This is a genomic window from Streptomyces sp. NPDC002513 (assembly GCF_053595355.1).
In genome coordinates, this window is sequence record NZ_JBSFXK010000007.1 from 165,635 (window position 1) to 184,840 (window position 19,206).

General features: G+C 67.0%; 32 protein-coding genes and 2 pseudogenes. All 34 read right to left on the minus strand.

Going from position 1 to position 19,206, the window contains the following annotated elements; translation table 11 throughout:
- Positions 1-34 precede the first annotated feature (34 nt).
- Positions 35-889 (minus strand): tRNA pseudouridine(38-40) synthase TruA, encoded by an 855-nt coding sequence (truA, locus tag ACWD5Q_RS07750; RefSeq protein WP_451426130.1) that lies wholly within the window; start codon positions 887-889, stop codon positions 35-37.
- 77 nt (positions 890-966) lie between these two features.
- Entirely contained in the window at positions 967-1,482 is a 516-nt protein-coding gene (rplQ, locus tag ACWD5Q_RS07755) for a 50S ribosomal protein L17 (RefSeq protein WP_451426131.1), read from the minus strand.
- Positions 1,483-1,662: 180 nt separating this feature from the next.
- A complete protein-coding gene (locus ACWD5Q_RS07760) occupies positions 1,663-2,685 on the minus strand; it encodes a DNA-directed RNA polymerase subunit alpha (protein ID WP_451426132.1) in 1,023 nt (340 codons plus the stop codon).
- A 164-nt stretch (positions 2,686-2,849) separates the two neighbouring features.
- The gene (rpsK, locus tag ACWD5Q_RS07765; protein WP_003956432.1) at positions 2,850-3,254 is read right to left on the minus strand and encodes a 30S ribosomal protein S11; all 405 of its coding nucleotides are present in this window, start codon (positions 3,252-3,254) and stop codon (positions 2,850-2,852) included.
- Positions 3,255-3,319: 65 nt separating this feature from the next.
- Positions 3,320-3,700: a 30S ribosomal protein S13 gene (rpsM, locus tag ACWD5Q_RS07770; protein ID WP_310764970.1), complete on the minus strand. Its 381-nt coding sequence runs from the start codon at positions 3,698-3,700 to the stop codon at positions 3,320-3,322.
- 189 nt (positions 3,701-3,889) lie between these two features.
- Positions 3,890-4,003 carry a 50S ribosomal protein L36 gene (gene rpmJ / locus ACWD5Q_RS07775; RefSeq protein ID WP_451426133.1) on the minus strand — a complete coding sequence of 38 codons (114 nt, stop codon included), beginning with the start codon at positions 4,001-4,003 and terminating at the stop codon, positions 3,890-3,892.
- Positions 4,004-4,085: 82 nt separating this feature from the next.
- The gene (gene infA, locus ACWD5Q_RS07780; RefSeq protein ID WP_003948620.1) at positions 4,086-4,307 is read right to left on the minus strand and encodes a translation initiation factor IF-1; all 222 of its coding nucleotides are present in this window, start codon (positions 4,305-4,307) and stop codon (positions 4,086-4,088) included.
- A gap of 141 nt (positions 4,308-4,448) precedes the next feature.
- The gene (gene map, locus ACWD5Q_RS07785) at positions 4,449-5,285 is read right to left on the minus strand and encodes a type I methionyl aminopeptidase (protein WP_451426134.1); all 837 of its coding nucleotides are present in this window, start codon (positions 5,283-5,285) and stop codon (positions 4,449-4,451) included.
- Between the two features lie 235 nt (positions 5,286-5,520).
- On the minus strand, positions 5,521-6,183 hold the full coding sequence (locus ACWD5Q_RS07790; protein WP_451426135.1) for an adenylate kinase: 663 nt from the start codon (positions 6,181-6,183) through the stop codon (positions 5,521-5,523).
- Positions 6,183-7,499 carry a preprotein translocase subunit SecY gene (secY, locus tag ACWD5Q_RS07795; RefSeq protein WP_451426136.1) on the minus strand — a complete coding sequence of 439 codons (1,317 nt, stop codon included), beginning with the start codon at positions 7,497-7,499 and terminating at the stop codon, positions 6,183-6,185. Before secY ends, ACWD5Q_RS07790 begins: the two co-directional genes overlap by 1 nt.
- Before the next feature lie 243 nt (positions 7,500-7,742).
- Positions 7,743-8,198: a 50S ribosomal protein L15 gene (gene rplO, locus ACWD5Q_RS07800; protein ID WP_030233862.1), complete on the minus strand. Its 456-nt coding sequence runs from the start codon at positions 8,196-8,198 to the stop codon at positions 7,743-7,745.
- A 2-nt stretch (positions 8,199-8,200) separates the two neighbouring features.
- Positions 8,201-8,383 (minus strand): 50S ribosomal protein L30, encoded by a 183-nt coding sequence (rpmD, locus tag ACWD5Q_RS07805; protein WP_003998814.1) that lies wholly within the window; start codon positions 8,381-8,383, stop codon positions 8,201-8,203.
- Between the two features lie 2 nt (positions 8,384-8,385).
- Complete coding sequence (rpsE, locus tag ACWD5Q_RS07810) at positions 8,386-8,991, minus strand: 30S ribosomal protein S5 (protein ID WP_365161927.1); 606 nt, start codon at positions 8,989-8,991, stop codon at positions 8,386-8,388.
- Between the two features lie 37 nt (positions 8,992-9,028).
- The gene (rplR, locus tag ACWD5Q_RS07815; protein ID WP_067045323.1) at positions 9,029-9,412 is read right to left on the minus strand and encodes a 50S ribosomal protein L18; all 384 of its coding nucleotides are present in this window, start codon (positions 9,410-9,412) and stop codon (positions 9,029-9,031) included.
- Positions 9,413-9,415: 3 nt separating this feature from the next.
- Positions 9,416-9,955 carry a 50S ribosomal protein L6 gene (gene rplF / locus ACWD5Q_RS07820; protein ID WP_451426137.1) on the minus strand — a complete coding sequence of 180 codons (540 nt, stop codon included), beginning with the start codon at positions 9,953-9,955 and terminating at the stop codon, positions 9,416-9,418.
- A 24-nt stretch (positions 9,956-9,979) separates the two neighbouring features.
- The gene (rpsH, locus tag ACWD5Q_RS07825; RefSeq protein WP_451426138.1) at positions 9,980-10,378 is read right to left on the minus strand and encodes a 30S ribosomal protein S8; all 399 of its coding nucleotides are present in this window, start codon (positions 10,376-10,378) and stop codon (positions 9,980-9,982) included.
- Positions 10,379-10,587: 209 nt separating this feature from the next.
- A complete protein-coding gene (locus ACWD5Q_RS07830; RefSeq protein ID WP_003956452.1) occupies positions 10,588-10,773 on the minus strand; it encodes a type Z 30S ribosomal protein S14 in 186 nt (61 codons plus the stop codon).
- A gap of 5 nt (positions 10,774-10,778) precedes the next feature.
- Positions 10,779-11,336: a 50S ribosomal protein L5 gene (gene rplE, locus ACWD5Q_RS07835; RefSeq protein ID WP_451426139.1), complete on the minus strand. Its 558-nt coding sequence runs from the start codon at positions 11,334-11,336 to the stop codon at positions 10,779-10,781.
- Positions 11,336-11,659, minus strand: a complete 324-nt coding sequence (gene rplX / locus ACWD5Q_RS07840) for a 50S ribosomal protein L24 (protein WP_451426140.1) — start codon at positions 11,657-11,659, stop codon at positions 11,336-11,338. The genes rplE and rplX overlap by 1 nt, the downstream gene beginning before the upstream one ends.
- Positions 11,660-11,661: 2 nt before the next feature.
- The gene (gene rplN / locus ACWD5Q_RS07845) at positions 11,662-12,030 is read right to left on the minus strand and encodes a 50S ribosomal protein L14 (RefSeq protein WP_003998823.1); all 369 of its coding nucleotides are present in this window, start codon (positions 12,028-12,030) and stop codon (positions 11,662-11,664) included.
- A gap of 100 nt (positions 12,031-12,130) precedes the next feature.
- Positions 12,131-12,412 (minus strand): 30S ribosomal protein S17, encoded by a 282-nt coding sequence (gene rpsQ / locus ACWD5Q_RS07850; RefSeq protein WP_007494761.1) that lies wholly within the window; start codon positions 12,410-12,412, stop codon positions 12,131-12,133.
- On the minus strand, positions 12,412-12,636 hold the full coding sequence (gene rpmC, locus ACWD5Q_RS07855) for a 50S ribosomal protein L29 (RefSeq protein WP_018564811.1): 225 nt from the start codon (positions 12,634-12,636) through the stop codon (positions 12,412-12,414). Before rpmC ends, rpsQ begins: the two co-directional genes overlap by 1 nt.
- Positions 12,636-13,055, minus strand: a complete 420-nt coding sequence (gene rplP, locus ACWD5Q_RS07860; RefSeq protein WP_451426141.1) for a 50S ribosomal protein L16 — start codon at positions 13,053-13,055, stop codon at positions 12,636-12,638. Before rplP ends, rpmC begins: the two co-directional genes overlap by 1 nt.
- Before the next feature lie 5 nt (positions 13,056-13,060).
- On the minus strand, positions 13,061-13,882 hold the full coding sequence (gene rpsC, locus ACWD5Q_RS07865) for a 30S ribosomal protein S3 (RefSeq protein WP_451426142.1): 822 nt from the start codon (positions 13,880-13,882) through the stop codon (positions 13,061-13,063).
- Complete coding sequence (gene rplV, locus ACWD5Q_RS07870; RefSeq protein WP_451426143.1) at positions 13,882-14,229, minus strand: 50S ribosomal protein L22; 348 nt, start codon at positions 14,227-14,229, stop codon at positions 13,882-13,884. Before rplV ends, rpsC begins: the two co-directional genes overlap by 1 nt.
- A gap of 45 nt (positions 14,230-14,274) precedes the next feature.
- Positions 14,275-14,556, minus strand: a complete 282-nt coding sequence (gene rpsS / locus ACWD5Q_RS07875) for a 30S ribosomal protein S19 (RefSeq protein WP_059127175.1) — start codon at positions 14,554-14,556, stop codon at positions 14,275-14,277.
- Positions 14,557-14,568: 12 nt separating this feature from the next.
- A complete protein-coding gene (rplB, locus tag ACWD5Q_RS07880) occupies positions 14,569-15,405 on the minus strand; it encodes a 50S ribosomal protein L2 (RefSeq protein ID WP_451426144.1) in 837 nt (278 codons plus the stop codon).
- A 40-nt stretch (positions 15,406-15,445) separates the two neighbouring features.
- Positions 15,446-15,865, minus strand: coding sequence for a 50S ribosomal protein L23 (gene rplW / locus ACWD5Q_RS07885; RefSeq protein WP_451426145.1), 420 nt, complete (start codon positions 15,863-15,865; stop codon positions 15,446-15,448).
- Positions 15,865-16,533, minus strand: a complete 669-nt coding sequence (rplD, locus tag ACWD5Q_RS07890; protein ID WP_451426146.1) for a 50S ribosomal protein L4 — start codon at positions 16,531-16,533, stop codon at positions 15,865-15,867. The genes rplW and rplD overlap by 1 nt, the downstream gene beginning before the upstream one ends.
- Before the next feature lie 8 nt (positions 16,534-16,541).
- Positions 16,542-17,186, minus strand: a complete 645-nt coding sequence (gene rplC / locus ACWD5Q_RS07895) for a 50S ribosomal protein L3 (RefSeq protein WP_451426147.1) — start codon at positions 17,184-17,186, stop codon at positions 16,542-16,544.
- Between the two features lie 16 nt (positions 17,187-17,202).
- The gene (gene rpsJ / locus ACWD5Q_RS07900; protein WP_003948644.1) at positions 17,203-17,511 is read right to left on the minus strand and encodes a 30S ribosomal protein S10; all 309 of its coding nucleotides are present in this window, start codon (positions 17,509-17,511) and stop codon (positions 17,203-17,205) included.
- A 503-nt stretch (positions 17,512-18,014) separates the two neighbouring features.
- Positions 18,015-18,215: pseudogene (locus ACWD5Q_RS07905) on the minus strand (DUF397 domain-containing protein); the annotation flags it as partial.
- Positions 18,216-18,236: 21 nt separating this feature from the next.
- A complete protein-coding gene (locus tag ACWD5Q_RS07910) occupies positions 18,237-18,446 on the minus strand; it encodes a DUF397 domain-containing protein (RefSeq protein WP_451426148.1) in 210 nt (69 codons plus the stop codon).
- Positions 18,443-18,703: pseudogene (locus ACWD5Q_RS07915) on the minus strand (Scr1 family TA system antitoxin-like transcriptional regulator); the annotation flags it as partial. The gene ACWD5Q_RS07910 and the pseudogene ACWD5Q_RS07915, both read right to left, overlap by 4 nt.
- Positions 18,704-19,206: the final 503 nt, after the last annotated feature.

Consider the following 19,206-nt stretch of genomic DNA (forward strand, 5'->3'; position numbering starts at 1 on the left):
GCCGTCCCGGAGCGCCCGGACACCGTCCGGGCGCTCAGCAGCAGCCCGCCCCCGGCAGCGTCCGCTTGTTCCGCGCCTCCTTGTTCCGCGCGGCCAGCAGCTCGTCGGCCGGGTAGCCGACCTCCTCCAGGGTGAGCCCGTGCGGCCGTACGACGTGCACCGCCGAGTCCCGCACCCCGGCGGCCAGCACCTTCCCGGGCCAGTCGGGCGGGCGGTGCCCGTCCCCCACGAACAGCAGCGCCCCGATCAGCGAGCGCACCATGTTGTGACAGAACGCGTCGGCTCGGACGGTGGCGGTGACGATCCCGTCCTCCCCGCGCACCAGGCTCAGCTCCTGGAGGGTGCGGATGGTGGTGGCGCCCTCACGCCTCTTGCAGTAGGCGGCGAAGTCGTGCTCCCCGAGGAGCAGCCGGGCCGCCTCGTTCATGGCGTCGACGTCGAGCGGCCAGTCGTGCCACAGGACATGGTCGCGCAGCAGGGGATCGACTCCGCCGGGATTGTCGGTGACCCGGTACGCGTACCGCCGCCAGACGGCCGAGAAACGGGCGTTGAAGCCGCTGGGGGCCTCCCGCAGGGCCCACACCCGTACGTCCTTGGGCAGACGCCCCGCGAGCCGCTTCAGCAGCTTCCCACGGTGTTCGCCCCAGACTCCCAGGGGCAGATCGACATGGGCCACCTGTCCCCGCGCGTGCACCCCGGCGTCGGTCCGCCCGGCCACGGTCAGCTCGTACGTCTCCCCGGACCGGGTGACCGTCCGCAGGGCGTCCTCGATCTCTCCCTGCACGGTCCGCCTGCCGCCGGCCTGCTTGGCCCAGCCATGGAAGTCGGTGCCGTCGTAGGAGAGGTCGAGACGGACGCGGACGTGTCCGGGCTGTACTTCGTCACTCACTTCTCGATCCTCTCAGGTACGCGAAAGCGGGCCCGCCCCGCGAAGGGCGGACCCGCTCAAGGAGCGAGGGCAGAGCCTCAGGCGTCCTTGGACTCCTCGGCGGGAGCCTCGGTGGCCTCGTCGGCGGCCGGAGCCGCGTCCTCGACCTTGGTCTCCTCGACCTTGGTCTCCTCGGCCTCCTTGACGGCGCGCTTGGTCGCCGCCTCGGCCTCGCCGACCGCCTTCTGCTGCACCGTCAGCGCCTCGACCAGCTCGATCACGGCCATGGGCGCGTTGTCGCCACGGCGGTTACCGATCTTGGTGATGCGGGTGTAGCCACCCGGACGGTTCTCGTAGCGCGGGCCGATCTCGGTGAAGAGCGTGTGGACGACGCTCTTGTCCGTGATCACCTGGAGCACCTGACGGCGGTTGTGAAGGTCGCCCTTCTTCGCCTTGGTGACCAGACGCTCGGCGTACGGGCGCAGGCGGCGGGCCTTCGCCTCGGTGGTGGTGATACGGCCGTGCTCGAACAGCGCCTTCGCGAGGTTCGCGAGCAGCAGCTTCTCGTGCGCGGCGCTGCCGCCCATACGGGCGCCCTTGGTGGGCCTCGGCATCGTGTTTCTCCTAGGTGTCTGCCCCGGCCGTGTCAGGTACCAGGGTCAGTATCCGAGCGGGCGGTTGCCCGTCGGAGATCCGGAGGCAGCCCCGAGGGGCGCCTCCGGAAGGGGCGCGGGGAACTGCGCGGCCGGCCGGAACCGGCCCCGCAGACGCAGTACGGCCTCCCCGCGGAGCGCTCAGTACTGCTCGGTCTCGACGAATCCGGCGTCCACGTCGTCGTCGGCGCCGAAGGCGTCGGCGGCGGCGGTGGGGTCGAATCCGGGCGGGCTGTCCTTCAGGGCCAGGCCCATGCCGGACAGCTTCGCCTTGACCTCGTCGATGGACTTCGCACCGAAGTTGCGGATGTCCAGGAGGTCGGCCTCGGAGCGGGCGACGAGCTCACCCACGGAGTGGATGCCCTCGCGCTTGAGGCAGTTGTAGGAGCGGACCGTGAGTTCCAGCTCCTCGATCGGCAGTGCCAGGTCGGCGGCCAGGGCGGCGTCCGTCGGGGACGGGCCCATGTCGATGCCCTCGGCGTCGATGTTCAGCTCGCGGGCGAGGCCGAACAGCTCGACCAGGGTCTTGCCGGCCGACGCCATGGCGTCACGCGGACGCATGGCCTGCTTGGTCTCGACGTCGACGATCAGCTTGTCGAAGTCGGTGCGCTGCTCGACACGGGTCGCCTCGACCTTGTAGGTGACCTTGAGGACCGGCGAGTAGATCGAGTCGACCGGGATACGGCCGATCTCCTGGCCCACCTGCTTGTTCTGCACGGCGGAGACGTAACCGCGACCGCGCTCGACGGTCAGCTCCATCTCCAGCTTGCCCTTGCCGTTGAGCGTGGCGAGGACGAGGTCGGGGTTGTGCACCTCGACACCGGCCGGGGGCGCGATGTCGGCGGCGGTGACCAGACCCGGGCCCTGCTTGCGCAGGTACATCACGACCGGCTCGTCGTGCTCGGAGGAGACGACCAGCTGCTTGATGTTGAGGATCAGGTCGGTGACGTCCTCCTTGACGCCCGGCACGGTGGTGAACTCGTGCAGAACGCCGTCGATGCGGATGGACGTGACCGCCGCACCCGGGATCGAGGAGAGGAGCGTACGGCGCAGGGAGTTGCCGAGGGTGTAGCCGAAGCCCGGCTCCAGCGGCTCGATCACGAACCGGGAGCGGAACTCGTCGACGACCTCTTCGGTCAACGAGGGACGCTGAGCGATCAGCATGTGTGGATCAGATCCTTCATTCGTGGACGCCCGCTATTTGACGTCCGACGGACACCGCACCCGTGAAACGTGCGGGTACTGCAAGGGTACGGGCGGCACGACCCGAAGGAGCCGTACCGCCCGGAAACCACTGCCCGGCGACTGCCGGACGAAGCAGCCGTGCGTCAGACGCGGCGGCGCTTCGGCGGACGGCAGCCGTTGTGCGGGGTCGGGGTGACGTCCTGGATGGAGCCGACCTCGAGGCCCGTGGCCTGCAGGGAGCGGATCGCGGTCTCACGACCGGAGCCCGGGCCCTTGACGAACACGTCGACCTTGCGCATGCCGTGCTCCTGGGCGCGGCGGGCAGCCGACTCGGCGGCCATCTGCGCGGCGAACGGCGTGGACTTCCGGGAGCCCTTGAAGCCGACGTGGCCGGCGGAGGCCCAGGAGATCACGTTGCCGGACGGGTCGGTGATCGAAACGATGGTGTTGTTGAACGTGCTCTTGATGTGCGCGTGGCCGTGAGCGACGTTCTTCTTTTCCTTGCGGCGCACCTTCTTGGCAGCGCCCTGACGTCCCTTGGGGGGCATCTACTAACTCCTACGGGAGGTGGTCGGTCCTACAGCGAAGACCGTGGACAGGTGTCCGCTGCGGACTACTTCTTGCCCGGCTTCTTCTTGCCGGCGATGGCGCGACGCGGGCCCTTGCGGGTGCGGGCGTTGGTGCTGGTGCGCTGACCGCGGACGGGCAGACCGCGGCGGTGCCGCAGACCCTGGTAGGTACCGATCTCGACCTTGCGGCGGATGTCGGCCTGGATCTCGCGACGGAGGTCACCCTCGGTCTTGATGTTGTTGTCGACGTACTCGCGGATCGCGACGAGCTGCTCCTCGGAGAGGTCGCGAACGCGGGTGTTCGGGTCGACGCCGGTCGCAGCCAGCGTCTCCTGCGAGAGGGTCCGGCCGATGCCGAACACATAGGTGAGGGCGATCTCCACGCGCTTTTCGCGCGGGATGTCGACACCGGAAACGCGTGCCATTCAATGGCTCCAGTTGACTACTCGGAGGTCTTCGACAGGACCGGCTCCCATTCGCCGTACGAGGTACGAACTGGGTCCCCAGCCTCCGAACCGGGGGTGTCGAGCCATGCGGCTCGGGCCCTGCGTATGAACTATTCAGCTCGCGTCGCGCGAGTCTCTGCGAATCGATGCAGAGGGTGCGGTCGTGCGTCAGCCCTGGCGCTGCTTGTGGCGCGGGTTCTCGCAGATGACCATGACCCGCCCATGACGGCGGATCACCCTGCACTTGTCGCAGATCCTCTTGACGCTCGGCTTGACCTTCATGGGATGTGAGGTTCTCCGGGTCAGTGCCACCACCCCGCGTTCGCGGGATGCGCACCCCGCGAACGCGGGGTACGGGCAGGATCTACTTGTAGCGGTAGACGATCCGGCCACGCGTCAGGTCGTACGGAGACAACTCCACCACGACCCGGTCGTCAGGGAGGATGCGGATGTAGTGCATACGCATCTTGCCGCTGATGTGTGCCAGGACCTGGTGACCGTTCTGGAGCTCGACCTTGAACATGGCGTTCGGCAGAGACTCGACGACAGTGCCCTCGATCTCGATGGCACCTTGCTTCTTGGCCACGCTTCGCCCTTCGAATCGACTACCTTGATCGACTCCATACGAGCGCATGCGGACATGCGGGTGCAAGAGAGCCGACGAGTCAGTCTACGTCAGCGCACCCGGAAACACGAATCCGGGGAGCCTGCCCCACCGCGAAGATCATTATGCGAGCGGATCGGGAGCCGCGGTGATGCCGTACTCCGCGAGCTTGGCCTTGCCGCCGTCGGGAGCCGTGAGCACCAGAGGGCCCTGCTCGGTCAGGGCGACGGAGTGCTCCCAGTGGGACGCCCACGTACCGTCCGTGGTGATCACGGTCCATTCGTCCGGCAGGACCTCCGTCTTCGGCGTGCCCAGCGACACCATCGGCTCGATGGCGAGGCAGAAGCCGGGCACCAGCTTGGGGCCCTTGCCCCGGCGCCGGTCGACGTAGTTCAGCAGGTGCGGGTCCATGTGCATCTCGGTGCCGATGCCGTGGCCGCCGTAGTCCTCGATGATCCCGTACTTCCCGCCGCCCGGCTTCGGCTGCCGGCGGATGTACGTCTCGACCGCCCGGGAGATGTCGACGAGCCGGTTGCCCTGCTTCATCGCCGCGATCCCGGCCCACATCGACTCCTCGGTCACCCGCGACAGCTCGATCAGCTCCGGGGTGTGACCGGACCCCACGAAAGCGGTGAAGGCCGCGTCCGCATGCCAGCCGTCCACGATCGCGCCCGCGTCGATGGCGATGATGTCGCCGTCCTTGAGGACCACCTCGTCGGAGGGGATGCCATGGACGACCACCTCGTTCACCGAGGTGCAGATCGTCGCGGGGAAGCCGCCGTAGCCCAGGAAGTTCGACTTCGCCCCGTGCTCGGCGAGGACCTTGCGGGACACCTCGTCGAGGTCCTTCGTCGTGGCGCCCGGCACCGCCGCCTCACGCGTGGCCGCGTGCACGGCGGCGACGACCAGCCCCGCCTCGCGCATCTTGGCGATCTGCTCGGGGGTCTTGATCTGCACCATGAGGGCTGCGGCCTTTCTGAACCGGGACTGGGAACACCTTCAACCATAAGGGGCCACGCCCTCAGACCGGTCCGGAGCGCAGGGACGGAAAGCCGCCCCTCCGGCGGGTGCGGACGGGCCGCCCGCGCCGACGGAGGTCAGGGGGCCGAGCCCCGGGAAGCCGGTGCCACCGGCACCGCCCACAGCTCGGCCGCGGCCCCCGGCAGGGGAACCGCGGCCGTGGCAACGGCGACGACTACTTGTCGCCGTCCTTCTGCTGGAGCGCCTCCATCGCGCGCTGGGTGACCTCTTCCACCTTCCCGAGCGCCGAGATCGTGACCACCAGGCCCTGGGCCTTGTAGTAGTCGATGATCGGCTCGGTCTGCGTGTGGTAGACCTCCAGCCGCGTGCGGACGGTCTCCTCGGAGTCGTCGTCGCGCTGGTACAGCTCGCCGCCGCAGATGTCGCAGACGCCCTCCTGCTTCGGGGGCTTGTACGAGACGTGGAAGACGTGCGAGGAGTCGTTGCGGCACACGCGGCGGCCCGCGATGCGCTTGACCACCTCGTCCTCGGGAACCTCCAGGTCGAGCACCGCGTCGAGCTTCATGCCCTCGGCCTTGAGCATCTCGTCCAGCGCCTCGGCCTGCGAGACGTTGCGCGGGAAGCCGTCGAGCAGAAAGCCGCCGCGCGCGTCCGGCTGCTCCATGCGGTCCTTCGCCATCGCGATCGTGACCTCGTCCGGGACCAGGTTGCCCGCGTCCATGAAGGACTTCGCGAGTTTCCCGAGCTCCGTCTGGCGGCTGATGTTGGCGCGGAACAGGTCGCCCGTGGAGATGTGCGGGATCGACAGGTTCGTGGCGAGGAACGCAGCCTGCGTTCCCTTGCCGGCACCGGGCGGCCCGACGAGGACGATTCGCATCAGCGGAGGAACCCTTCGTAATTGCGCTGCTGGAGCTGGCTCTCGATCTGCTTCACCGTCTCGAGTCCGACACCCACGATGATCAGGATGCTGGTACCGCCGAAGGGGAAGTTCTGGCTCGCCCCGAAGCCAACCAACGCCATTGTCGGTACGAGAGCGATCAGGCCCAGGTACAGCGAACCCGGCCAGGTGATCCGGTTGAGCACGTACGAGAGGTACTCAGCGGTGGGCCGACCAGCCCGGATGCCCGGGATGAAGCCACCATACTTCTTCATGTTGTCCGCGACTTCCTCGGGGTTGAAGGAGATCGCCACGTAGAAGAACGCGAAGAAAACGATGAGCAAGAAGTACAAAGTGATGTACATCGGGTGGTCACCCTTGGTCAGGTTCGTCTGAACCCACTGCTTCCACCCCGAGTTACCCCCGGCGAACTGCGCGACCAGCGCCGGAATGTACAGCAACGACGACGCGAAGATGACGGGGATCACACCCGCCTGGTTCACCTTCAGCGGGATGTACGTGGACGTACCGCCATAGGAGCGGCGCCCGATCATGCGCTTGGCGTACTGGACCGGGATGCGGCGCTGCGCCTGCTCGACGAAGACCACCAGACCGACCATGACCAGGCCGACGAGGATGACCGTGCTGAACTCGATCCAGCCGCCGGCCAGGGTGCCCTGCTTCTTGATGGCCCACAGCGCGGACGGGAAGGTCGCCGCGATCGAGATGAACATCAGGATCGACATGCCGTTGCCGATGCCGCGGTCGGTGATCAGCTCACCGAGCCACATGACGACGGCCGTACCGGCGGTCATGCAGATGACCATGGTGATGGTGGTGAAGATCGACTGGTCCGGGACGATCGAGGTCGCCACCGGGCAGCCGTTGAACAGCGCACCGCTGCGGGCGGTCGCCACGAGACCGGTGCCCTGGAGGATCGCCAGCGCCACCGTCAGGTAACGGGTGTACTGCGTGATCTTCGTCGTCCCGGCCTGGCCCTCCTTCTTCAGGGCCTCCAGGCGCGGGATGACCACGGTCAGCAGCTGGAGAATGATGCTCGCCGTGATGTACGGCATGATGCCCAGCGCAAAGACCGTGATCTGCAGCAGCGCTCCGCCGCTGAACATGTTGACCAGACCGAACAGGCTCTGGTTGCCCTTGTTGGCCACGTCGATACAGGTCTGGACGCTCTTGTAGTCGACGCCGGGGATCGGGATGTGCGTACCGACCCGGTACACCACGATGATCCCGAGCGTGAAGAGCAGCTTCTTGCGCAGGTCGGGCGTCCTGAACGCCCGGGCGAACGCGGTGAGCACGGTGCCTCCTGCGACCCCCGCGCAACTGCGTCAAGGGTGACGGTCTTGAGATTCCGACTGGACAACGACTTGGGTAACGGTCGAATGCCGCCTTGAGTGCCCGAACCGCGGCACCCCGTGAAAGTTGGCAGTGCAAGCCACCTTACCGGCGAGACTGCCCCCTTGGAACGACCAACCGGGGATACCCCCTATGTGGGATATCCCCGGTTGCGACCGTTCAGGTCATCGAGACGCCCGAAAGGTTCAGACGAGCTCGGTGACGGTACCGCCGGCGGCGGTGATCTTCTCCTTGGCGGAGCCGGAGACGGCGTCGACCGTCACCTGCAGCGCCACGGAGACCTCGCCCTGGCCGAGGACCTTGACGAGCGCGTTCTTGCGAACGGCGCCCTTGGCCACCAGACCCTCGACGGTGACCTCGCCACCCTCGGGGTAGAGCGCGGCCAGCTTGTCGAGGTTCACGACCTGGTACTCGGTCTTGAACGGGTTCTTGAAGCCCTTCAGCTTCGGGAGGCGCATGTGCAGCGGCATCTGGCCACCCTCGAAGCGCTCCGGAACCTGGTAGCGGGCCTTGGTGCCCTTGGTGCCACGACCGGCCGTCTTACCCTTCGACGCCTCACCACGACCGACACGGGTCTTGGCGGTCTTGGCGCCCGGGGCGGGACGGAGGTTGTGGATCTTGAGCGGGTTCTGCTCCGCCATGATCAGTCGACCTCCTCGACCGTCACGAGGTGGCGGACGGTGTGCACCATGCCGCGGAACTCGGGGCGGTCCTCCTTGACGACCACGGTGTTGATCCCCTTGAGACCAAGCGACCGCAGCGTGTCACGGTGGTTCTGCTTGCTGCCGATGTAGGACTTGACCTGCGTGATCTTGAGCTGCGCCACGATTACGCACCCGCCCCGGCACGCGCACGCAGCAGAGCCGCGGGAGCGATGTCCTCGAGCGGCAGACCGCGGCGGGCCGCGATCTCCTCGGGACGCTGCAGACCCTTCAGGGCCGCCACGGTCGCGTGCACGATGTTGATCGCGTTGTCGGAGCCGAGCGACTTCGACAGCACGTCGTGGATACCGGCGCACTCGAGCACGGCGCGCACCGGACCACCGGCGATCACACCGGTACCGGGCGACGCGGGCTTCAGGAGCACGACGCCGGCAGCCTTCTCACCCTGGATCGGGTGCGGGATGGTGCCCTGGATCCGGGGGACCTTGAAGAAGTGCTTCTTGGCCTCCTCAACGCCCTTGGCGATGGCGGCCGGCACCTCCTTGGCCTTGCCGTATCCGACACCCACGGTGCCGTCACCGTCGCCCACCACGACCAGCGCGGTGAAGCTGAAGCGACGACCACCCTTCACAACCTTGGCGACGCGGTTGATCGCGACGACGCGCTCAACGTACGCGGTCTTCTCGGCGGCAGCAGCGCCGCCGTCACGGCCCTTCCGGTCCCGCCGCTCGCCGCCACCGGCACCGCCACCGCGGCGCTGGGGTCCAGCCATTGGATTTACCTCTCTCTATTCCGCTAGCTACGGCGGCTCAGAACCTGAGCCCGGCCTCGCGGGCGGCGTCCGCCAGGGCAGCGATGCGCCCGGCGTACTGGTTGCCACCACGGTCGAACACGACGGCCTCGACACCGGCGGCCTTGGCACGCTCGGCGACCAGGGCGCCGACCTGCTTGGCCTGCGCGGACTTGTCGCCCTCGCCACCGCGGATCGAGCTGTCCAGGGTGGACGCCGACGCCAGGGTGTGGCCCTTGAGGTCGTCGATCACCTGCGCCACGATGTGGCGGTTGGAGCGGGTCACGACCAGACGGGGACGCTCCGCCGTACCGGAAAGGTTCTTGCGGATCCGGATGTGACGGCGCTTGATCGCGGCGCGCTTGTAGGCGTCGCCCTTGAGGATCTTCTGCCCGTATGCCATGGCTTACTTACCCGCCTTTCCGACCTTGCGGCGGATGACTTCGCCCTCGTACTTGACGCCCTTGGCCTTGTACGGGTCGGGCTTGCGCAGCTTGCGGATGTTGGCCGCGACCTCGCCGACCTTCTGCTTGTCGATGCCCTCGACCTGGAAACGGGTCGGGGTCTCCACCTTGAAGGTGATGCCCTCGGGGGCCTCGACCAGAATCGGGTGGCTGTAACCGAGGGCGAACTCCAGGTTCGAACCCTTGGCGGTCACGCGGTAACCGACACCGCTGATCTCGAGCTTCTTCACGTAACCCTGGGTCACGCCGGTGATCATGTTCGCCACCAGCGTGCGGGACAGGCCGTGGAGGGCCTTGTTCTGACGCTCGTCGTTGGGGCGGGTCACCTGGAGGGTGCCGTCCTCGTTCTTGACGATCTCGATCGGCGTGACGAGGGTGTGGGTCAGTTCGCCCTTGGGGCCCTTGACCGACACCGCGCCGCCGTCGATGGTGACGTCCACGCCGGCGGGAACCGCGATGGGGAGCTTGCCGATGCGCGACATAGCTGTTTCCTCCGTTCCCTTCCGTTACCAGACGTAGGCGAGGACTTCCCCACCCACGCCCTTCTTGCCGGCCTGCTTGTCGGTGAGGAGCCCGTGGGACGTGGAGATGATCGCCACGCCCAGGCCGCCGAGCACCTTCGGCAGGTTGGTGGACTTCGCGTAGACCCGGAGACCGGGCTTGGAGATCCGCTTGATGCCCGCGATGGAGCGCTCACGGTTCGGACCGAACTTCAGCTCGAGGACGAGGTTCTTGCCGACCTCGGCGTCCTCGACGTGCCAGCCCGTGATGAAGCCCTCCTGCTGGAGGATCTCTGCGATGTGCGACTTGATCTTCGATGCCGGCATCGTCACGGAGTCGTGGTATGCCGAGTTCGCGTTCCGCAGACGCGTCAACATGTCTGCGATCGGATCAGTCATGGTCATGAATTGGCCTTCGGCCTCTCTCGCCGGGGTTTCCTGGTGCGCCATCCCTCTCCCCGATCCGAGACGGGACGGGTGCGGCGCGGTGGACCTACGGCGTAGTAAGTCGTACGGGCGGCAGACGCCCAACCCCCCAAGCCTAAGGCATGTGAGGTGGGTCGCCTGCCGACCCAGATGCTTACCGAGAGCCCGGTATCAACCCAACTGGGCTGTTACCAGGAGCTCTTGGTCACGCCCGGCAGCTCGCCACGGTGAGCCATCTCACGAAGGCACACGCGGCACAGGCCGAACTTGCGGTACACGGAGTGCGGACGGCCGCAGCGCTGGCAGCGGGTGTACGCGCGCACACCGAACTTGGGCTTGCGAGCAGCCTTGGCAATCAGAGCCTTCTTCGCCATCTCGCTCACGCCTCCTTGAACGGGAAGCCGAGGTGACGAAGGAGCGCACGGCCCTCAGCGTCGTTGGTCGCCGTGGTGACCACGGTGATGTCCATACCCCGGACGCGGTCGATCTTGTCCTGGTCGATCTCGTGGAACATGACCTGCTCCGTGAGACCGAAGGTGTAGTTGCCACGGCCGTCGAACTGCTTGGGGGACAGGCCGCGGAAGTCGCGGATGCGCGGCAGCGCGAGCGACAGGGTGCGGTCCAGGAACTCCCACATGCGGTCGCCACGGAGCGTGACGTGGGCACCGATCGGCTGACCCTCGCGCAGCTTGAACTGCGCGATGGACTTGCGGGCCTTGGTGACGGCCGGCTTCTGACCGGTGATCGTGGTGAGGTCGCGGATGGCGCCCTCGATCAGCTTGGAGTCGCGGGCGGCGTCGCCCACACCCATGTTGACCACGATCTTGACGAGGCCCGGGATCTGCATGACGTTCTCGTACTTGAACTCGTCACGCAGCTTGCCGGTGATCTCGTCGCGGTACTTCTGCTTCAGACGCGGAGTGGTGGTGGTAGCCATCAGATGTCCTCACCCGTCCGCTTGGCAACGCGGATCTTGTTGCCGTTCTCGTCGAAGCGGTAGCCGACACGCGTGACGACCTTGTTGCCGTCCTTCTCCACGACCAGCTGAACGTTGGACACGTGGATCGGGGCCTCGGTGGTCACGATGCCGCCGGCCTGGGAGCCGGTGGCGGTCGGTCCGGCCTTGGTGTGCTTCTTGACCCGGTTGACACCCTCGACCAGGACACGCTCCTCGCGCGGGTAAGCGGCAATGACCTTGCCCTGCTTGCCCTTGTCCTTGCCGGTGATGACCTGGACCAGGTCACCCTTCTTGATCTTCATGCTTACAGCACCTCCGGCGCGAGCGAGATGATCTTCATGAACTTCTTCTCGCGCAGCTCACGGCCGACCGGGCCGAAGATGCGGGTGCCGCGAGGGTCGCCGTCGTTCTTCAGAATGACGGCGGCGTTCTCGTCGAAGCGGATGTACGAGCCGTCCGGACGGCGGCGCTCCTTGACGGTGCGAACGATGACCGCCTTGACGACGTCACCCTTCTTCACGTTGCCACCGGGGATCGCGTCCTTGACGGTGGCGACGATGACGTCACCGATGCCCGCGTAGCGGCGACCGGAGCCACCGAGCACACGGATGCAAAGGATCTCCTTCGCCCCCGTGTTGTCGGCGACGCGCAGTCGCGACTCCTGCTGGATCACGTCTATCTCCTGTGTGTCTGCCGGTTCCCGGCAGGGGGCTCAGTACGAGCGCCCCTGCCGAGCCTGGCGGAACTGACCTGCGGGGTTTGCCCCGCAGGAATTACTTGGCCTTCTCGAGGATCTCGACGACGCGCCAGTGCTTCGAGGCGGACAGCTTCCGGGTCTCCATCAGGAGGACGCGGTCGCCGACGCCGGCAGCGTTCTGCTCGTCGTGCGCCTTGAGCTTGTTGGTACGGCGGATGACCTTGCCGTACAGCGCGTGCTTCACGCGGTCCTCGACGGCGACGACGACGGTCTTGTCCATCTTGTCGCTGACGACGAGACCCTCACGGGTCTTCCGTGCGTTGCGCTCGGTCTGCTCAGTCACGTTCTTCTCGCTCATCAGGCGTTCTCCACCGTTTCGATGCCCAGCTCACGCTCGCGCATCAGGGTGTAGATCCGCGCGATGTCCTTGCGGACCGCCTTCAGACGGCCGTGGTTCTCGAGCTGGCCCGTCGCCGCCTGGAAGCGGAGGTTGAACAGCTCTTCCTTGGCCTCGCGGAGCTTGCCCAGAAGCTCCTCGTTGCCCAGCTCGCGCAGCTCGGACGCCTTGGTACCGGCCGACATCACGCTTCACCTGCCTCGCGCTTGACGATCCGGCACTTCATCGGCAGCTTGTGGGCCGCACGGGTCAGCGCCTCACGGGCGATCTTCTCGTTCGGGTAGGACAGCTCGAACATCACCCGACCGGGCTTGACGTTCGCGATCCACCACTCCGGCGAACCCTTACCGGAACCCATGCGGGTCTCGGCGGGCTTCTTGGTCAGCGGGCGGTCCGGGTAGATGTTGATCCAGACCTTGCCGCCACGCTTGATGTGACGAGTCATGGCGATACGAGCCGCTTCGATCTGGCGGTTCGTGACGTACGCCGGGGTCAGCGCCTGGATGCCGTACTCGCCGAACGCAACCTGCGTTCCACCCTTGGCCATTCCATCGCGATTCGGGTGGTGCTGCTTGCGGTGCTTGACCCTACGGGGGATCAGCATGTCGGTCAGGCCTCCGTTCCGGTGCTCTCAGCCGGAGCCGCCGCGGGAGCCTCGGCCTTGGGGGCCTCGGCGCCGGCAGCCTGCTGCGGCTTGCGACCGCGCCGCTCGCCACCACGGCCACCACGGGCCGGGCGGTCGGCACCACCACGGGCCGGGCGGTTACCCGCACGGGCCGCAGCGTTCTCGGCGCGGACCTCGGCGATGTTCTTGACATCGCCCTTGTAGATCCAGACCTTCACACCGATGCGGCCGAAGGTCGTCTTGGCCTCGAAGAAGCCGTAGTCCACGTTCGCACGGAGCGTGTGCAGGGGCACGCGGCCCTCGCGGTAGAACTCCGAGCGGGACATCTCGGCGCCGCCGAGGCGGCCACCGCACTGGATCTTGATGCCCTTGGCGCCCGCCTTCATCGCCGACTGCATGCTCTTGCGCATGGCGCGGCGGAAGGAGACGCGGGAGGAGAGCTGCTCGGCAACGGCCTGGGCCACCAGCTGAGCGTCGACCTCGGGGTTCTTGACCTCGAGGATGTTCAGCTGGACCTGCTTGCCCGTGAGCTTCTCGAGGTCGCCGCGGATGCGGTCGGCCTCGGCGCCACGGCGGCCGATGACGATGCCCGGACGCGCGGTGTGGATGTCCACGCGGACGCGGTCACGGGTGCGCTCGATCTCCACCTTGGAGATGCCGGCGCGCTCCATGCCGGACGTCATCATCCGACGGATGGCGACGTCTTCCTTGACGTAGTCCTTGTACAGCTTGTCGGCGTACCAACGCGACTTGAAGTCGGTCGTGACACCGAGCCGGAACCCATGCGGGTTTACCTTCTGGCCCATTACCGGGTTCCTTCCTTGCTGCTGACGACCACGGTGATGTGGCTGGTCCGCTTGCGGATCCGGTAGGCACGGCCCTGGGCACGCGGACGGAACCGCTTCAGGGTCGGGCCCTCGTCGACGTAGGCCTCGGAAACGAAGAGGCTGTCGACATCGGCGTGGTCGTAGTTGTGCGCGGCGTTGGCAATGGCGCTGTCGAGCACCTTGCCCACCGGGGTAGAGGCTGCCTGCGGAGCGAATCGCAGAACAGCCTGGGCCTCCGTGGCGTCCATGCCACGGATGAGGTCCACCACACGGCGGGCCTTCATGGGCGTGACGCGGATGTACCGCGCCTGGGCCCTGGCTTCCATGGTTGTCCCTTCAGAGTTACTTACGTGTCTGAATGCGATCCGCTGTTAGCGGCGCTTCGACTTCCGGTCGTCCTTGACGTGACCCCGGAAGGTGCGCGTCGGCGAGAACTCGCCGAGCTTGTGGCCGACCATCGACTCGGTGACGAACACCGGGATGTGGGTCTTGCCGTTGTGCACCGCGATCGTGTGGCCGAGCATGGCCGGGATGATCATCGAGCGACGGGACCAGGTCTTGATGACGTTCTTGGTGCCGGCTTCGTTCTGGGCGTCCACCTTCTTGCTCAGGTGGTCGTCGACGAAGGGCCCCTTCTTGAGACTGCGCGGCATCTAAACCCGCTCCTAGCGCTTCTTGTTCGTCTTGCGGCGGCGGACGATGTACTTGTTCGAAGCCTTCTTCTCCGAACGCGTACGACCTTCCTTCTGACCCCACGGGGAGACCGGGTGGCGACCACCGGAGGTCTTGCCCTCACCACCACCGTGCGGGTGGTCGACCGGGTTCATGGCCACACCGCGCACGCTCGGGCGGACGCCCAGCCAGCGCTTGCGGCCGGCCTTGCCCCAGTTGATGTTGGACTGCTCGGCGTTGCCGACCTCACCGACGGTGGCACGGCAGCGCGCGTCCACCATGCGGATCTCGCCGGACGGCATACGGAGCGTCGCCATGGCACCCTCACGCGCCAGCAGCTGCACGGAGGCACCTGCGGAGCGGGCCAGCTTGGCGCCGCCGCCCGGACGGAGCTCGATCGCGTGGACCGTCGTACCGACCGGGATGTTGCGGAGCGCCAGGTTGTTGCCCGGCTTGATGTCGGCCGCGGGGCCGTTCTCGACCCGGTCGCCCTGCGACAGGTTGCGCGGGGCGAGGATGTAGCGCTTCTCGCCGTCGGCGTAGTGCAGCAGCGCGATGCGCGCGGTGCGGTTGGGGTCGTACTCGATGTGCGCGACCTTCGCCGGCACGCCGTCCTTGTCGTGACGACGGAAGTCGATCACGCGGTAGGCGCGCTTGTGTCCGCCACCCTGGTGGCGAACGGTCACACGACCGGCGTTGTTACGGCCGCCCTTGCTGTGCAGCGGGCGGACCAGCGACTTCTCCGGCGTGGACCGCGTGACCTCGACGAAGTCGGCGACGCTGGCGCCACGACGGCCCGGCGTAGTCGGCTTGTACTTGCGGATTCCCATTTCTCAGTCCTCGTCCGATATCGGACGATCCGGACCGCCGTCAGGCGGTCGGACCGCCGAAGATGTCGATACGGTCGCCCTCAGCGAGGGTCACGATCGCGCGCTTGGTGGCGGCACGCTGACCGAAACCGGTCTTCGTGCGCTTGCGCTTGCCCTGGCGGTTGATCGTGTTGACCCCGGTGACCTTGACCGAGAAGACCGCCTGGACGGCCTGCTTGATCTGGGTCTTGTTGGCGTTCGGGTCGACGATGAACGTGTACTTGTTCTCGTCCAGGAGCGCGTAGCTCTTCTCCGACACGACCGGCTTCAGCAGGACGTCACGGGGGTCCGTGTACGCCTTGCTCGCCGGGGTGACGACGGTGTTCTTGCCCTCGGTGGCGTGACGCCTCGCCTTGGCGACGCGCGCGGCCTTGGCGGCCTTGGCGGCCTTGGAGGCAATGGCAGGGTGACGGATAGCCATCAGGCCTCGCTCCCTTCGGTGTCGTTGTTCCGCGCAGCGGAAGGCGCGCCGGACACGAAGGACTCGAGAGCGGCCTGGGTGAAGACCACGTCGTCGGAGACGATCACGTCGTACGTGTTCAGCTGGCCCGGCTCCAGGATGTGGACCTGGGGCAGGTTGCGGGCGGACAGCCACGCGGCCTCGTCGGCGCGCTCGACGACCAGGAGCAGGTTCTTGCGCTCCGAGATCTTGCCGAACAGCGTCCTGGCGGCCTTGGTGGAGGGGGTCTCGCCCTCGATCACGCCGGTGACGACGTGGATGCGGTTGTGGCGGGCCCGGTCGGTGAGGGCGTGACGCAGGGCGGCAGCCTTCATCTTCTTCGGGGTCCGCTGCGAGTAGTCACGCGGCACGGGACCGTGCACGACGCCACCACCGGCGAACTGCGGCGCGCGGGTCGAACCCTGGCGGGCGCGGCCGGTGCCCTTCTGGCGGTACGGCTTCTTGCCGCCACCACGGACCTCGGCACGGGTCTTGGTCTTGTGCGTGCCCTGGCGGGCAGCCGCGTTCTGCGCGACGACGACCTGGTGGATCAGCGGGATGCTGACCTTCTCCACGCCGAAGATCTCCGCGGGGAGTTCGACGCTACCGGCCTTCTCGCCGGCAGGCGAAAGGATGTCAACAGTGCTCATCGGTTACCTCAGGCCCCCTTGGCCGCGGTGCGGACCAGGACGAGGCCGCCGTTCGGACCGGGAACCGCGCCCTTGATGAGCAGCAGACCCTTCTCCGCGTCAACGGCGTGGACGGTCAGGTTCTGGGTGGTGACGCGCTCGTTGCCCATGCGGCCCGCCATGCGGACGCCCTTGAACACACGGCCCGGGGTGGCGCAGCCACCGATCGAACCGGGGGAGCGGTGCTTGCGCTGAACGCCGTGGCCGGCGCCGAGGCCCTTGAAGTTGTGACGCTTCATGACACCGGCGAAGCCCTTGCCCTTGCTCTTGCCGGTGACGTCGACCTTGACACCCGCCTCGAACACCTCAGCGGTGATCTCCTGGCCGAGGGTGTACTCGGAGGCATCCGACGTGCGGAGCTCGACGAGGTGACGACGCGGGGTGACGTCCGCCTTGGCGAAGTGGCCCTTGAGGGGCTTGTTCACCTTGCGCGGGTCGATCTCGCCGAAGGCGATCTGGACCGACTCGTAGCCGTCGGCGTCGTTCGTACGAACCTGGGTGACGACATTCGGCCCGGCCTTGACGACGGTCACGGGAACAACGCGGTTGTTCTCGTCCCAGACCTGCGTCATGCCGAGCTTCTCGCCCAGGATGCCCTTGATCTGCTTAGCCATTCTCAGATCACCGGCCTCAGAGCTTGATCTCGATGTCGACACCGGCCGGGAGGTCGAGTCGCATCAGAGAGTCGACGGTCTTGGGGGTCGGGTCGAGAATGTCGATCAGGCGCTTGTGCGTGCGCATCTCGAAGTGCTCGCGCGAGTCCTTGTACTTGTGCGGCGACTTGATGACGCAGTACACGTTCTTCTCAGTGGGCAGCGGCACCGGGCCCGCGACCGACGCACCAGTACGGGTCACCGTCTCGACGATCTTCTTCGCCGAGGAGTCGATGACCTCGTGGTCGTAGGCCTTGAGCCGGATGCGGATCTTCTGTCCCGCCATGGCTACTTCGTAGTCCTGTCTCTGCTTACGCTCTGGAACCCGGTGTTCCAGCCCTCTTCTCCGACCCACGCGGTCGGGCGTGTCGCTCCCCCGCTGACATGGATGACCCTTGTTCGGACATCCCTGACGGGGATAACGCACGGCCCTGCCGAAGCCGTGGGACCGAGGGCGAACAGCCCACCGGGCGCCTGGCCGGCGTTGCACTCACACTTCCCGGAAGATTCCCGTACGTCCGTCCCAGCGCTGCCGTGAGGCAGTTGGGACGACGAGTACTGTGGGACTCGCTTCCGGTCCTCCCGGCGGGAGGCGCGCAGCATCAACACTCGACCGAGCAACCCCACTAGTCTGCCATACAGGGCGGGGGCCTGGCCAATCGGCCGTAGAGAGTACCCCGGGAGTGACCTGGGTCAAACGCGGGGTGAGCGGTGGCGGGACGCCCCGGAGACCTGATCACTCTTCCGACGTACCGGCTCGCGCGGAGATCGCGCTCCCGATCGGCTTACGGAGGCGTACCTCACGAAGGCTGTCCAGACACCGGGCACGAGCGCCAGCCGGGGACCGTCGACGTTCCTGGAGTCGCGGACGTGGACGGTGCGGGGGGCTACGGCGACCTCGACGCAGGAGTTGCCGTCGTTGCCGCCGCTGTAGCTGCTCTTGGACCACACCAGCTCGGAGGCGTCCCCGGTGGAGGCTTTACGGATCATGTTTCCCTGGCCCTTCGGGAGTCAGCTTCCGGAGGCGTACCTTACGAAGTCGGTCCAGGCATCCGGCGTGAGCGCGAGCTGAGGGCCGTCCAGGTTCTTGGAGTCGCGGACGTGGACGGTACGCGGGGCTATCGCGATCTCGACGCAGGAGTTGCCGTCGTTGCCGCTGCTGTAGCTGCTCTTGAACCACGCCAGCTCGGAGGCGTCCCGGACAGTGGTCTTGCGGATCATGCTTCTCCCAGCAGTTGCTCGATGAAGACCAGCGACTCCCGCGGCGAGAGCGCCTGAGCCCGGATGGTGCCATACCGCAGCTCAAGGATGCGCAGATGTTTGGGTTCGGAGGTCGGCCGACCGTTGAAGGCGCCGTCGGAGCGGCCCACTGCCGAGCCGTCTGCGAACTTCAGCAGTTCGATCTTGCCGTCCATCCCGGAGTGCGTCTCGCAGTTCAACGGCATCACCTGAAGAACGACGTTGTGCAGCCGGCCCACCCGACCTCCCACCCCGGCTCGTCCGCCTCGCTCTTGAGCCGTACCGCCTCGCCGTCCACCGACATGCGCCCCTCCCTCGTCCACGCCGTACCCCGACGCCCTGCCCGTACCAACCGTCCCGGCAGGCCGGACAGCACCGGACAGTCGCCGTGCGTATCCGCTGGGTCACCCCTCACGGTAGGCAAGGACGGCCACGCCGAGTGATGTGAATCAGGGAATCGCCGCATCCCCGAGCTGCTCAGAGCCGGAACCCGTCCCCGTGGGCCCCGGTCCCGAAGGCGATCCCCCCGTAAAGAACCCGGGGGAGAAATGACCCCGCCAAGCCCCACCCCTCCGCCCATGGCCCGCGATCACTCGGGCGGGTGAACATCCCCGGCTCGGCTGGATTTCGCGGCCCCGGACTCCCTTAGAGCGTGGTGGTGAACCGCGCTGTAGCTCGATGATCTGCGGCTTTCGGGTGGTTGCGGTGTGGGGGTGGTCGGCCTGGGGCAGCCAGCGGGTGG